Here is a 12,668-nt window from a genome sequence, read left to right on the forward strand (position 1 = left end):
TAAGAGCGGAACCCTAAGCGGCCGTTACCGCAGGAATGGATATGTACTCGATCGACAGACCAAGGACCCACTCATGCTCAACAAAATCCTCATAGCCAACCGCGGCGAAATCGCCTGCCGCATCCAGCGCACCGCCCAAGCCCTGGGCTACCGCACGGTAGCGGTCTACAGCGCACCCGACGCCAACAGCCTGCACGTCCAGATGGCCGACGAAGCCATCAACATCGGCCCCGCCCCGGTCAACCAGTCCTACCTGAACATCGACGCCATCCTCGAAGCCGCCCACCGCACCGGCGCCGATGCCATCCACCCCGGCTACGGCTTCCTCTCCGAAAACCCCAACTTCGCCCGAGCCTGCGCAACAGCCGGCCTGACCTTCATCGGCCCCAGCCCCGAAGCCATCGAATTGATGGGCAGCAAACGCCTCTCAAAAATCGCCATGCTCAACGCCGGCGTCCCCTGCATCAAAGGCTACCAGGGCCCCGACCAGGACGACCCCACCCTGCAACAGCAAGCCGACCACATCGGTTACCCCCTGATGATCAAGGCCAGTGCCGGCGGCGGCGGTCGCGGCATGCGCCTGGTACACAGCCCCGACACCCTGCTGGACCACCTGCGCACCGCCCGCTCCGAAGCGCAAAACGCCTTTGGCAGCGCCGAACTGATCCTCGAACAAGCCCTGATCGACCCGCGTCACGTCGAAATCCAGCTGTTCGGCGACACCCACGGCAACCTGATCTACCTCGGCGAACGCGACTGCTCGATCCAGCGCCGCCATCAAAAAGTCATCGAAGAAGCCCCCTGCCCGGTCATGACCCCCGCGCTGCGCCAAGCCATGGGCGAAGCCGCGCTCAAGGCCGCCCGCGCCGTCAATTACGTCGGCGCCGGCACCGTCGAATTCCTGCTCGACCGCAACGGCGATTTCTACTTCCTGGAAATGAACACCCGCCTGCAGGTGGAACACCCGGTCACCGAACTGATCACCGGCCTCGATCTCGTGGCCTGGCAGTTGCACATCGCCGCCGGCCACCCCCTGCCCCTGAGCCAGGACCAGGTAACCCTCGGCGGCCACGCCATGGAAGTGCGCCTGTACGCCGAAGACCCGGCCCAAGGCTTCCTGCCGCAAACCGGCGACGTGCTGCGCTGGGAAACGGCAGCCGGCGTGCGCGTTGATCATGGCGTGCTGGAAGGCCAGCCCATCACCCCGTTCTACGACCCGATGCTGGCCAAGATCATCGCCCACGGCGCCACCCGCGAAGAAGCACGCCGCAAGCTGGTCAGGGCCGTGGAAGATTGCGTGCTGCTCGGTGTCGCCACCAACCAGCGCCTGCTGGCCAGCCTGCTCAAGCATCCAAACTTTATCGCCGGCGACTTCAGCACCGGTTTTATTGCCGAGCACTTCAGCGAGATCACGCCGCCCCACGCGACTCACGACGAACTGGCCCTGGCCGCCGCCCTGTTTTATCAACAGAGCGCCAGCGCCCACGCCAAGCCAGTCTCCGGCTGGCGCAACAACGCCAGCGTGCCGTGGACCTGGCAATTGGCCGACCAGGATGAATCCCGGGCCGTCAGCCTCAGTGTGCTGGCGGATAACGGGCTGCAGGTGGAGATTGAGCAACACGCCATCGACCTACGCGACCTCACCACCGACGGGCGCTGGGCCACCGCCGTCGTCAACGGCATCCGCCGCCGCACCGCGTACCACCTGCAAGGCACGCAACTCTGGCTGCCTGGCGTGCGCATCACGAACCAGACCCAGGCCGTTGCCACCCGCCAGGCCGAGGCCGGCAGCGGCACGGTCAAGGCGCCGATGGACGGTGCGATTGTTGAGGTTCGGGTCCGCGAAGGCGATTCGGTCAGCCAGGGCCAGCTGTTGCTGGTGCTGGAGGCAATGAAAATGGAGCACCCACTCAAGGCCGGCATGAGTGGTGTGGTCAAGCGAATCCAGGCGGTTGCGGGAGATCAGGTCAGGAGCCGTCAGATTTTGCTGGAGATCGAGTAAGGCCTGGGCGGAACTAGCAGGCTTGGCTACGCTCTATCCCCATCAGGACGGGAAGAGTACGGGAACCTGCGATGCCTCATTGGCTGATTATTGATCTTGAAGCCACAACGGATGAAGGCGGCTGGCCCGTGACCGAGATGGAAATCATCGAAATCGGTGTGAGCCTGGTCAACCGCCAGGGCCGCGAGCTGGACCATTTCCAGCGTTTCGTGCGGCCATTGCGCAGGCCGTTGCTGACGCCGTTCTGCCGCCAACTGACCCACATCACCCAGGCGAATATCGATACTGCCGCGCCGTTGATTGACGTATGGCCGCTGTTCGAACGCTGGCTCGGTCAACACCAGGCACGCCTGGAAGGCTGGGCGAGCTGGGGCGACTACGACCGCCAACAACTGGAGCTGGAGTGGCAGCGCCATGGCTTGAGCAGCGTGCTGGGCCAGACGCCCCACGTAAACCTCAAGCAACGTTTCGCCAAGGCCCGGCGCCTGGACAAGCCGCTGGGGCTCAACGGCGCGCTGCAACTGGCGGGCATGCAGTTCCATGGCCAGCAGCACCGGGCGCTGGAAGATGCGCGCAATACCGCACGGCTGCTGCCGTTGATTTTGCCCGTGTAGAAGGCATACTGGCCGACCTTTCTTGACCCTTTTCCGAGGATTCGCCCATGTTTAAAGTCAACGAGTACTTCGACGGCACCGTCAAGTCGATCGCTTTCGGCACTGCAGAAGGTCCGGCGACCATCGGCGTCATGGCCCCGGGTGAATACGAGTTCGGTACCGCCCAGCGTGAAATCATGCACGTGGTGTCGGGCGCGCTGACCGTCAAGCTGCCAGACAGCACTGACTGGGAAACCTTTGAAGCCGGCAGCCAGTTCAACGTGCCCGCCAACAGCAAGTTCCAGCTGAAAGTCGCCGTCGACACCGCCTACCTGTGCGAATACCGCGGCTAAACCCTGTAGGAGCGAGCTTGCTCGCGAAGAACCCAAGGGCGACGCGTTTAACCCGATTGAACGCGTTATCGTTAACGCCCTTCGCGAGCAAGCTCGCTCCTACAAAAAATGCCCGTCTCGCGAGAGACGGGCATTTTTTATTGCACGGACGGTTATTCGAGGATCGTCACCGGCATGCCGACTTCCAGGCGGCCCACCCCATCGTTGACCAGGTTCTGCCCGAACATCACATCACCCTCTTGTTCGCGGTAGGTCTTGAGCGTGGCCAAGGGTTCGCGGTCGGCACTGCGCTCGCCGCTCGCCGGGTCAATGGTGGTGAGGATGCAGCGTGAGCAGGACTTGACCACGCGAAACTCCACGTCGCCAATCCGCACCCGTTTCCAGCCATCTTCGGCAAAAGCTTCGCTGCCCTCGATCACCAGGTTAGGACGAAAGCGCAGCATTTCCATGGGGCGGCCAACCCGCCGGGACAGGTCATCCAGGGAGGCCTGGCCGATCAACAGCAACGGGAAACCATCGGCAAAGCCGACCTTGTCATCATCCTTGCCGTAGCCGGCCTCGGTGGTCCGCGCACGCGCCAACGGCACTTGCACCAGGCGCGTGGGCTTGCCGATGAACTCGCTGAGCCAGGCGCCCGCTGCATCGCCGGCATCCGGCACGCGCAAGGTGTCGCGCCAGATGGTCACGCCGCGTAACTCGGCATCGCTGCCGGGCAATGGCACGTCAAGGGCAGCCTGCCCTTCGGCGCTCAAAGTCAGGCCACCGGCACTGTTCCACAGTGCCGACAGCTGGCTCATTTTGGCCACCGCCCGCTGGGTCAGGAACCGTCCGCTGGCCTCGTCCACCAGCATCCAGCGTCGATCCCCATCGAGCCCGAGCGTGTCCAGGCCGATCTGCTGCAAGGTTTCACCCTTGCCAGACTTCAAGGGGTATCGGTACAACGCGCTGAGACGAAGCATGGGCCTGCATTCCTGAGGGGCAAAGCCGTCACCCTAAGCTCAAGCCGGTACTTCGTCCAGCATCAGGCGCTGACGAACCACGTCCACCAATTTGTCGGGCTGGAACTTGGAGAGGAAGTTGTCGCAACCGACCTTCTTCACCATCGAATCGTTGAAGCTGCCGGACAAGGACGTGTGCAACACCACGTACAGGCCGCGCAGACGCGGGTCGTTGCGAATTTCAGTGGTCAGGCGGTAGCCATCCATCTCGGGCATTTCAGCGTCGGTGAAGATCATCAACAGTTTGTCGGTCATCACCTGGCCGCTGTCGGCCCACCCCTTGAGCATGTTCAAGGCCTTGAGACCGTCGCTGGCGATGTGCATCTTCACCCCCAACTGGCCGAGGGTGTCGCGCAATTGCGACAGGGCCACGTTGGAGTCGTCCACCAGCAACACTTCGCGGCCACGGGCGCGCTCCAGCACCGGGTCTTCGAGTTTCTCGCGGGACACCTTGGCGTTGTAGGGCACGATTTCGGCGAGGACTTTTTCCACGTCGATGATTTCCACCAACTGGTCGTCGACCTTGCTGATGGCCGTCAGGTAATGCTGGCGCCCGGCACTCGCCGGTGGTGGCAGGATCGCCTCCCAGTTCATGTTGACGATGCGGTCCACACCGCCCACCAGGAATGCCTGCACCGAGCGGTTGTATTCGGTGACGATAATGGTGCTGTTGGGCCCCGGAATCAGCGGGCGCATGCCAATGGCCTGGGACAGGTCAATCACCGGCAACGTCTGGCCACGCAAGTTGACCACGCCGCAGACAAAGGGATGACGCTGTGGCATCAGGGTCAGCTTGGGCAGTTGCAGCACTTCCTGCACCTTGAACACGTTGATCGCGAACAGCTGCCGCCCGGCCAGGCGAAACATGAGGATCTCCAGGCGATTCTCACCCACCAGTTGTGTGCGTTGATCTACCGTGTCGAGAATGCCAGCCATTAAAGACTCCTGGGTTTAGCGGAAGGATACTGCGGGTCACTGAAGGTGGTTATCGGCAGCAAACGCCGGACCTTGACCCCGTTAAAATGCCATGTAAATCCATTGATGTCACACTGACATCATGCTTTACTGAACCCGCTTCAACGCAACACCCATCACCGCCGCCGCGCGACCACAAAGTCAGCGCGAGGTTCCCCTATGTAAGGGATTCCCCTACCCACAATCAGGACCAACCTGATATTCGCGATATCTAATAGCCATTAATGTGACGCCATTCTCATTGCATGAATGGAGTCAGGCTTTTGTTCGCTATCGCAAGCCCACGGCCCACGGGTCGTCCAAAGACTTATGTCTTGGCAACCGAAGAAGTTGTGCGAATAACCCTGAGAAATGTGGGGGACCCGGACGATGGCGGCGCGCAATCAAATAAAAGTCCTACTGAGAAGTCGGAACCGACCTACAGATCTTCGTCATATTTCAGCGGTAGTTTTAAGCCATTCACCCGGTGTGACATCTCATTATCCGACCGTATGTTGTGGAGACTTGCATGATGAACGACGGCAAAGAGTGGCAACTTGCACTTCCCGAGTTCCTCCTCGAGGCGGAGATGCTGCTGGCCAAGTCACAAGAGTGCTTGAGCCACCTGCATTTGATTCGCAACGACAGCGACGCCGTCGAGTGCATGAAAAACAGCCTGATCAAACTCGCGGAGAAGGCGGATGCTCTTGCGCTGCGGGCCATTGGTGAGTTTTCCCGGCACGTTCAGTACTTGATCAGCAACGCTGCCAGCCCTCTGCAATTGCATGACGAGGCGCTGGACGCCCTGAATGCATGCTTGACATTGCTGGCGTGGCAATTGGAGTTGATCGACACAAAAACCGGCAAACTCGGCCTGGATGAAACCGAACAAACCGTACTGATTGCCACTGTGGCCCAACACATCCCGCAAAGCGGCTTTGGTTATAAACATCACCCCATGCCCTACGCGATCTGAGTATCCCTCGCATTTAATCCAGAAAAATGTCGCATTCAATGGGCGACTTACCCAAAAACGACACGCGCAACTAATCCCGTGCAACGCAGTTATTGGCAGAAAAATATCAATAAGCCACTAACGACAATACTGATACAAAACAACTTCAATGATACAACTCCCTCGCTATTTGAATTCCGTGACTACCGCCCCGGGCGTTGCCGTGATTAATAGTACGCATCACGCTCGGCGCCAGGCGACCAACGGTAATAGTGGTGGTACCATGCCCCGCTCGAAGTGACTCAACTTCATGATGCATATAAACGTGAAACGCGCCTCCTATGTACGCCAGCCTGAAGTCACTCATCGCAAGGTCCGTGTCCCGAAGCAATGCACGCTGGATGACCCTCGCGTTGTGCCTGTGCTCATTCCTGCTCAGCCTGTGGGCTTATGCACAATCGGCCGATCTTCCTCCCGCCCTGCTGTTATTGAACCTCGCCACCTTGGTGGTGATAGGCCTGCAACAGTGGCGCTCACGCAAGTCCATCAAGTTCCAGCCCCAGGAATTGGCCGACCGCCTGTTGCAGGTGCAGGAAAACGAACGTCACCGCCTCAGCCGTGAACTGCACGATGACATCGGCCAACTGTTGACCGCCGCCAAGCTGCAAAGTGAATGGCTCAAACGCCGCCTGCCGGAAGACCTGCAAAGTCATTGTTCAGTGCTGTGCAACACCTTGAACGAAACCCTGGCCAAGGTGCAGGACGTCTCGGCCATCCTCAACCCCCGGCAGTTGGCAAGCCTGGGCCTGGAGGCCAGCCTGCGGGCGCACCTGCTCAAGACCCTGGAAAACACCCGGGTAAGCTGGAGCCTGGAGTGCCATCAACGGCTGACCGGGATCCCGGAAGAAATGGCCGTGGCCGCCTTTCGCATCACCCAGGAAGCCGTCACCAACATGCTGCGCCATGCCCAGGCACGTAACCTGCTGGTACGCCTGCAACGCCTGCCCGACGGCCTGTCGCTGTTTATCAGCGATGACGGCCAGGGCTTCTCGCCCGCCATCAACCCCGCCCTGGAAGGCCAACGGGGCATGGCCGGGATGTCTGAGCGGATTGATCAACTGGGAGGCACATTGTCCATCAATAGCCAGCCAGGCTTTGGAACACGGATCGAAGCGCTTTTCCCCTGGGCGCCCCGCGCCCTCGAACGGGCCAACCCCCATAAGGTTCTAGAGTGACGTGCAACTTACTCCTGGTGGATGACCACTCCCTGATCCGGGCCGGCGTGCGTGCGCTGGTCATGGATATTCCCGGCTACGCCGTCGTCGGCGAAGCCAGCGATGGCGCCCAGTTACTGGAGCGGTTCGAGGCGCTGCAACCCGACATCGTACTGCTCGACCTGTCAATGAAGCACACCGGTGGGCTCGACGCGCTGAAGGACCTCAAGCGCGCCTACCCGAAGAGCAAAGTACTGATCCTGTCGATGCACACCGACCCGGAACTGATCATGTGTGCCCTGGAGTCCGGCGCCCATGGCTACCTGCTCAAGGACACCACGGCCAATGAGCTGGAACACGCGCTGCTGGCCTTGCGCAACAACGAACGCTACCTGAGCCCGGCCATTGCTCACACGGTGATCAACCAGGCGCTGGTGCGCAATCAGGCCCAGTCCAACCCGCCGCCCCATAGCCACAACCTGACGGCACGCCAGCTGGAAATCCTGCGCCTGATCGTGCGCGGCAAGTCCACTCGGGAAATCGCCAATGGCCTGGGCTTGAGCATCAAGACTGTGGAAGCCCACCGCTCGCAGATCATGAAGCGCCTGCAGATTTTCGACGTGGCGGGCCTGGTGTTGTTCGCGGTGCGCGAGCAGATCATCAGCCTGGACGATTAGTCAGCAACGGCGAATCCACCGGCAAATGCACCCGGAGCGCCTGGGGCAACGCCGAGAAATGCAAGTCATCACCCTGAAGCGGCTCGCCGTCGAGGTTGATTGCCAGCCCTTCGGCGACCTTGATTTCAACCCACGGCAACCGCGCCCGCACAAACATATTGTCCAGGCCCCAGCCGTCCGTCATCAGGTTGCGCAGGGTACCGACCACTTCCTGGGGCGCCGGCAGAATGCTGATCTCCAGCAAACCATCATCGGCCAGGGCGTCGGGGCACAGCACATGGCCCCCGCCGGCCTGGCGCCCGTTGCCGATCCCAAGGGCCAGCAGCTCACCGCGCCAGTGAAAGTCGGGGCCCTGCAATTCCCCGTAGGCCGCACGCAATTCGCTGAAACGGGACAGGCCGGTAAACAGATACGCCGCACCACCGAGGACTTTCTTCAGGTCTTCGGAGGTGTTGGCGGTGACCTGGCTGCCAAATCCGCCGGTGGCCATATTAAGGAAGATTTGCCCGCCCACTTCGCCCAGGTCGATGGCACGGGCGGGCACATCCAGCAGGTCCAGGGCTTGCCCGGGCTCCAGCGGTACGCCGGCGGCACGGGCAAAATCGTTGGCAGTACCCAGGGGCATCAGCACCAGGCTGGCCTCAGTCTTCGCCCGAGCCATCGCCTCGGCCACATCCCGCAATGTGCCATCCCCGCCGCCGGCAATCAGCCGGGTGTAGCCATCGGCCAGGGCCTGCTCGACAAAACGCTGGGCATCCCCGCCTTCCCACGTCACACGCACGGCCAGCTCCCAGCCCTGCTCGCGCTTGCCCTGCACCGCCGCCCGCACCTGCTCGTTGAGGGCTTGCTTGCCGTGCAGAATCAACAGTGCCTTGGGTGTGCTCATGGATGAATGCTCCTGGGTTTAAAGGTTCCTGAGGGATGTTGACCGTGGCCAATCGAAAAAAAGCCATTGGGTATGAAAATTTACCGGGGGTTGTCGCATTTCTGACAGGGATCAACGTGCACTTTGCAAAATCGACCTAGACTTGTACCCATTCCCCTCCGACAAGGCCGTCGCCCCATGATCACCATGTCCGCCTTCCACTCCATGCTCATCCCCATCCTGACCGGCATGATCCTCCTGGCCGTTGGCTTCAACTTTCGCGACAAACCCGTTGGCGTGTTCGGCATGTGGATCGGCATGCTGCTGATCCTCGGCACCGTGGTTTACAAGATCCTCGCCAAACTCGCCGAATGACAATCTCACTCGCATTGCACAGGGCGGCCTCGTACACTCGGTCAATTCGTCGTTTTTAAGGTTGACCGCCTCGTGCTTGCCCGTCTTTTTGCCCTGCCCTGCTGCCTGTTTATCTGCCTGCTGACCCTGCTGCCCATGACGCCTGCCCACGCCGTGAGCCTGCCGGGCCTGCTGGGCAGCAGCACCAAAACCCAGCCGCAAGCCGACGTGCCGTTGGGCCAGTCCCTGGACGAAGTGATCAAGACCCTGGAAAACGACCAGCAGCGTACCAAGCTGCTGAGCGACCTGAAAAAACTCCGGGAAACCACGCAAAAGGCCCAACCGGCCGCCGAACTGGGTGTGCTCGGTTTGATCGGCGGCACCCTGTCCAGCCTGGAGCAACAGTTCACCGGTGCCGACAGCCCGATCAATCGCTGGTCCAACGAGTTCGACCAGGCCAAGGATGAACTGGTCGCACTGATGCTGCCGGCCAGTGAATGGCTGCCGATCATCTTTGCCTTTGCGATGATCCTGATGCTCTGGAGCCTGCTCGCGGCCATCCTGATCTGGCTCAGCCACCGGGTGCGCGAGCGCTTCGGCCTGACCGAAGAACTGCCCCAACACCCCAAGACCTGGGACCTGTTGCGCTTTGCCCTGCGCAAGCTCGGCCCGTGGCTGATCGCGTTGGTGATCACCGTCTATATGAGTTACGCGCTGCCTTCCTCCCTCGGCAAACCCCTGGCGATGGTGCTGGCCTACGCGCTGGTGGTGGGCACGTGCTTCTCGGCAATCTGCGTCGTCGCGTTTTCCGTGCTCGACGGCCCGCACCGCCACCGCGCCCTGTATATCCTGCGGCATCAGGCCTTTCGCCCGTTGTGGCTGATCGGCAGCTTTGCCGCCTTTGGCGAAGCCGTCAGCGACCCGCGCCTGGCCGAAAGCCTGGGCCAGCACTTGTCCCATGTCGCGGCGACCATCGCCAATGTCCTGGCTGCACTGTCCACCGGCGTGTTCATCCTGCGTTTCCGCCGGCCCATCGCCCACCTGATCCGCAACCAGCCGCTGTCCCGCCGCCTGACCCGCCGCGCCCTGAGCGACACGATCGAAATCGTCGGCAGCTTCTGGTACCTGCCGGCGTTGCTGCTGGTGGGCATCTCGCTGTTCGCCACCTTCGTCTCCGCCGGCGACACCAGCACCGCCCTGCGTCAATCGTTGCTGTGCACGGTATTGCTGGTGCTGTGCATGGTGATCAACGGCCTGGTCCGCCGCCACTCCCTCAAGCCCCAGCGTGGGCACAAACGCCATGCGCTGTATTCCGATCGCCTCAAAAGCTTCGTCTACACCCTCGCCCACCTGGTGGTGTGGCTGGTGTTTATCGAACTGGGCCTGCGGGTCTGGGGCCTGTCGCTGATTCGCTTTACCGAAGGCGACGGCCATGAAATCAGCGTCAAGCTGTTCGGCCTCGCCGGCACCTTGCTGTTCGCCTGGTTGATCTGGATCCTCAGCGACACCGCGATCCACCACGCCCTCACCCGCTCGCGCAAAGGCCTGGCCAATGCGCGCGCGCAGACGATGATGCCGTTGATTCGCAACGTGCTGTTCGTGACCATCTTCATCATCGCCGCCATCGTTGCCCTGGCAAACATGGGCATGAACGTCACGCCGCTGCTGGCGGGTGCCGGTGTAATCGGTTTGGCGATCGGCTTTGGTGCGCAGTCACTGGTGGCGGATTTGATCACCGGCCTGTTCATCATCATCGAAGACTCCCTGGCGATTGATGACTACGTGGATGTCGGCGGCCACTTGGGCACCGTGGAAGGCTTGACCATTCGTACGGTGCGCCTGCGGGACATCGACGGCATCGTGCACACCATTCCGTTCAGTGAAATCAAAAGCATCAAGAACTACTCCAGGGAATTCGGCTACGCGATCTTCCGGGTGGCGATTCCCTACAACATGGAAATCGACGACGCCATCAAGCTGATGCGCGACGTCGGGCAGAAGATGCGCAACGACCCGTTGCAGCGGCGCAACATCTGGTCGCCGCTGGAGATTCAGGGTGTAGAAAGTTTCGAGTCCGGCAGTGCGATTCTTCGCGCCCGCTTCAAGACCGCGCCGATCAAGCAGTGGGAGGTGTCGCGGGCGTTCAACCTGTCCCTCAAGCGTCACCTGGACGAGGCCGGGCTGGACCTGGCCACCCCGCGTTTGAGCGTACAAGTGGTGACGGCGGCCGGAGGCGTGCAGGAGAAAGAATAAGCGCTGCCCGGACGACGACAGGATCAACAACAATAATCATGGAGAGTCCTTATGCGTTTAACCGGTCTTACACACCAGTGGGTATTCGGCCTGCTGTGCGGCGTTGCCAGCAGCGCGGTCATCGCCGCCAGCAGCGGCCAGGACAGTGCCCGCGAAGCCATCGCCGCCCAGGCGAAAGTGCTGGAACCGGCCTTGCTGGAAACCCGGCGCGACATCCACGCCCATCCTGAACTGGGCAACACCGAACATCGCACCGCGGAGCTGGTGGCCAGGCAACTGCGGGAAATGGGGCTGGAGGTCAAGACCGGCGTTGCCCGCACGGGCGTCGTCGCGATCCTCAAAGGCGCCCTGCCCGGCCCGACCGTTGCCTTGCGCGCCGACATGGATGCGCTGCCGGTCAAGGAGGTTTCCGGCCTGCCTTTCGCCTCGAAGGCCAAGGGTGTGTACCTCGATAAAGAAGTCGACGTGATGCACGCCTGTGGCCACGACGCCCACACTGCCATCCTGCTGAGCACGGCGAAAATTCTGACCGGCATGCGCGATCGCCTGCCCGGGACCGTGGTGTTTTATTTCCAGCCGGCTGAAGAAGGCCCGAGCGACTTTATCCCCGACGGCAAGAACACCTGGGGCGCGAAAATGATGGTGCAGGAAGGCGTGATGAAATCGCCCAAGCCGGATGCGGTGTTTGGCCTTCACGTGTGGGCCGGCGTGCCTGCGGGGCAGATCGCCTATCGGCCGGGGCCGACCCTGGCGAGTTCGGATGACCTGCGGATCAAGATCCTCGGCAAACAGACCCATGCCGGGCGGCCGTGGGATGGGATTGATCCGATTACCGTGGGGGCGCAGACCATTGTGGGGCTGCAGACGGTGGTCAGCCGGCGTACCGATATTTCTTCGTTTCCGGCGGTGGTCAGTATCGGCACCATCAACGGTGGCACGCGGTACAACATCATTCCCGAGTCGGTGGATATGAGTGGGACCATTCGGTCCTACGACTATGGCATTCGCCAGAAGCTGCATGCGGATGTACGCCAGACCGTCGAGAAGATTGCCGAGAGTGGTGGGGCCAAGGCTGAGGTCACGATCATTGAGAAGTATGATCCGACCATCAACAACCCGGCGTTGACCGAGAAGATGCTGCCGAGTTTGCGTTGGGCGGCGAATGGCGACGTGGTCAACGCCCCGTTGGTGGGTGGGGCTGAGGACTTCTCGTTTTATGCCAAGGAAGCACCGGGGTTGTTTGTGTTTCTGGGGGTGACGCCGCGGGATCAGGACATGAGCAAGGCGGCGCCGAATCATAATCCGGGGTTCTTTGTGGATGAGTCGGCGTTGGTGGTTGGGGTTCGCACGTTGGCATCGTTGGCGACGGATTATTTGTATGCCAATGCGGGGGATTGAGGGGGGCATATCCGTTATTTAGGTAACGGCCACTATTGGTTCCGCCCTTACG

General features: G+C 61.3%; 11 protein-coding genes and 1 pseudogene. 9 read left to right on the top strand and 3 right to left on the bottom strand.

Annotated features, from left to right (window positions below):
• Window positions 1–73: 73 nt before the first annotated feature.
• From HX855_RS32420 to HX855_RS32430, 3 genes are all read left to right on the top strand, one after another.
• Window positions 74–2,002 carry an acetyl/propionyl/methylcrotonyl-CoA carboxylase subunit alpha gene (locus HX855_RS32420; protein WP_177089050.1) on the top strand — a complete coding sequence of 643 codons (1,929 nt, stop codon included), beginning with the start codon at window positions 74–76 and terminating at the stop codon, window positions 2,000–2,002.
• 71 nt (window positions 2,003–2,073) lie between these two features.
• A complete protein-coding gene (locus HX855_RS32425; RefSeq protein WP_177089051.1) occupies window positions 2,074–2,616 on the top strand; it encodes an exonuclease domain-containing protein in 543 nt (180 codons plus the stop codon).
• Between the two features lie 47 nt (window positions 2,617–2,663).
• Entirely contained in the window at window positions 2,664–2,948 is a 285-nt protein-coding gene (locus HX855_RS32430; protein ID WP_014337306.1) for a pyrimidine/purine nucleoside phosphorylase, read from the top strand.
• A gap of 152 nt (window positions 2,949–3,100) precedes the next feature.
• Here HX855_RS32430 and HX855_RS32435 read toward each other — a convergent pair whose 3' ends face one another.
• Complete coding sequence (locus HX855_RS32435) at window positions 3,101–3,907, bottom strand: MOSC domain-containing protein (protein ID WP_177089052.1); 807 nt, start codon at window positions 3,905–3,907, stop codon at window positions 3,101–3,103.
• A 39-nt stretch (window positions 3,908–3,946) separates the two neighbouring features.
• Entirely contained in the window at window positions 3,947–4,882 is a 936-nt protein-coding gene (locus HX855_RS32440) for a chemotaxis protein CheV (protein WP_017479493.1), read from the bottom strand.
• 550 nt (window positions 4,883–5,432) lie between these two features.
• On the opposite strand from HX855_RS32440, the gene HX855_RS32445 reads away from it, so the two are divergent.
• The 3 genes from HX855_RS32445 to HX855_RS32455 all read left to right on the top strand — a co-directional run bounded on the left by HX855_RS32445 (window position 5,433) and on the right by HX855_RS32455 (window position 7,746).
• A complete protein-coding gene (locus tag HX855_RS32445) occupies window positions 5,433–5,876 on the top strand; it encodes a hypothetical protein (RefSeq protein WP_177089059.1) in 444 nt (147 codons plus the stop codon).
• Window positions 5,877–6,196: 320 nt separating this feature from the next.
• The gene (locus HX855_RS32450; protein ID WP_177089053.1) at window positions 6,197–7,090 is read left to right on the top strand and encodes a sensor histidine kinase; all 894 of its coding nucleotides are present in this window, start codon (window positions 6,197–6,199) and stop codon (window positions 7,088–7,090) included.
• A complete protein-coding gene (locus tag HX855_RS32455; RefSeq protein WP_177089054.1) occupies window positions 7,087–7,746 on the top strand; it encodes a response regulator transcription factor in 660 nt (219 codons plus the stop codon). Before HX855_RS32450 ends, HX855_RS32455 begins: the two co-directional genes overlap by 4 nt.
• Here the strand turns inward: HX855_RS32455 and yegS are convergent.
• Window positions 7,708–8,632, bottom strand: a pseudogene (gene yegS / locus HX855_RS32460) (lipid kinase YegS); the annotation flags it as partial. The gene HX855_RS32455 and the pseudogene yegS sit on opposite strands and share 39 nt — an antisense overlap.
• Window positions 8,633–8,809: 177 nt before the next feature.
• Between yegS and HX855_RS32465 the strand changes: the two are divergent.
• The 3 genes from HX855_RS32465 (at window position 8,810) to HX855_RS32475 (ending at window position 12,616) form a co-directional block, all read left to right on the top strand.
• A complete protein-coding gene (locus HX855_RS32465; RefSeq protein WP_177089056.1) occupies window positions 8,810–8,986 on the top strand; it encodes a hypothetical protein in 177 nt (58 codons plus the stop codon).
• A gap of 72 nt (window positions 8,987–9,058) precedes the next feature.
• Entirely contained in the window at window positions 9,059–11,218 is a 2,160-nt protein-coding gene (locus HX855_RS32470) for a mechanosensitive ion channel family protein (RefSeq protein WP_177089057.1), read from the top strand.
• A 51-nt stretch (window positions 11,219–11,269) separates the two neighbouring features.
• Window positions 11,270–12,616 (top strand): amidohydrolase, encoded by a 1,347-nt coding sequence (locus HX855_RS32475; protein WP_177089058.1) that lies wholly within the window; start codon window positions 11,270–11,272, stop codon window positions 12,614–12,616.
• Window positions 12,617–12,668: the final 52 nt, after the last annotated feature.

The sequence above is a fragment of the Pseudomonas sp. IPO3778 genome (assembly GCF_013386825.1).
Classification (GTDB): domain Bacteria; phylum Pseudomonadota; class Gammaproteobacteria; order Pseudomonadales; family Pseudomonadaceae; genus Aquipseudomonas.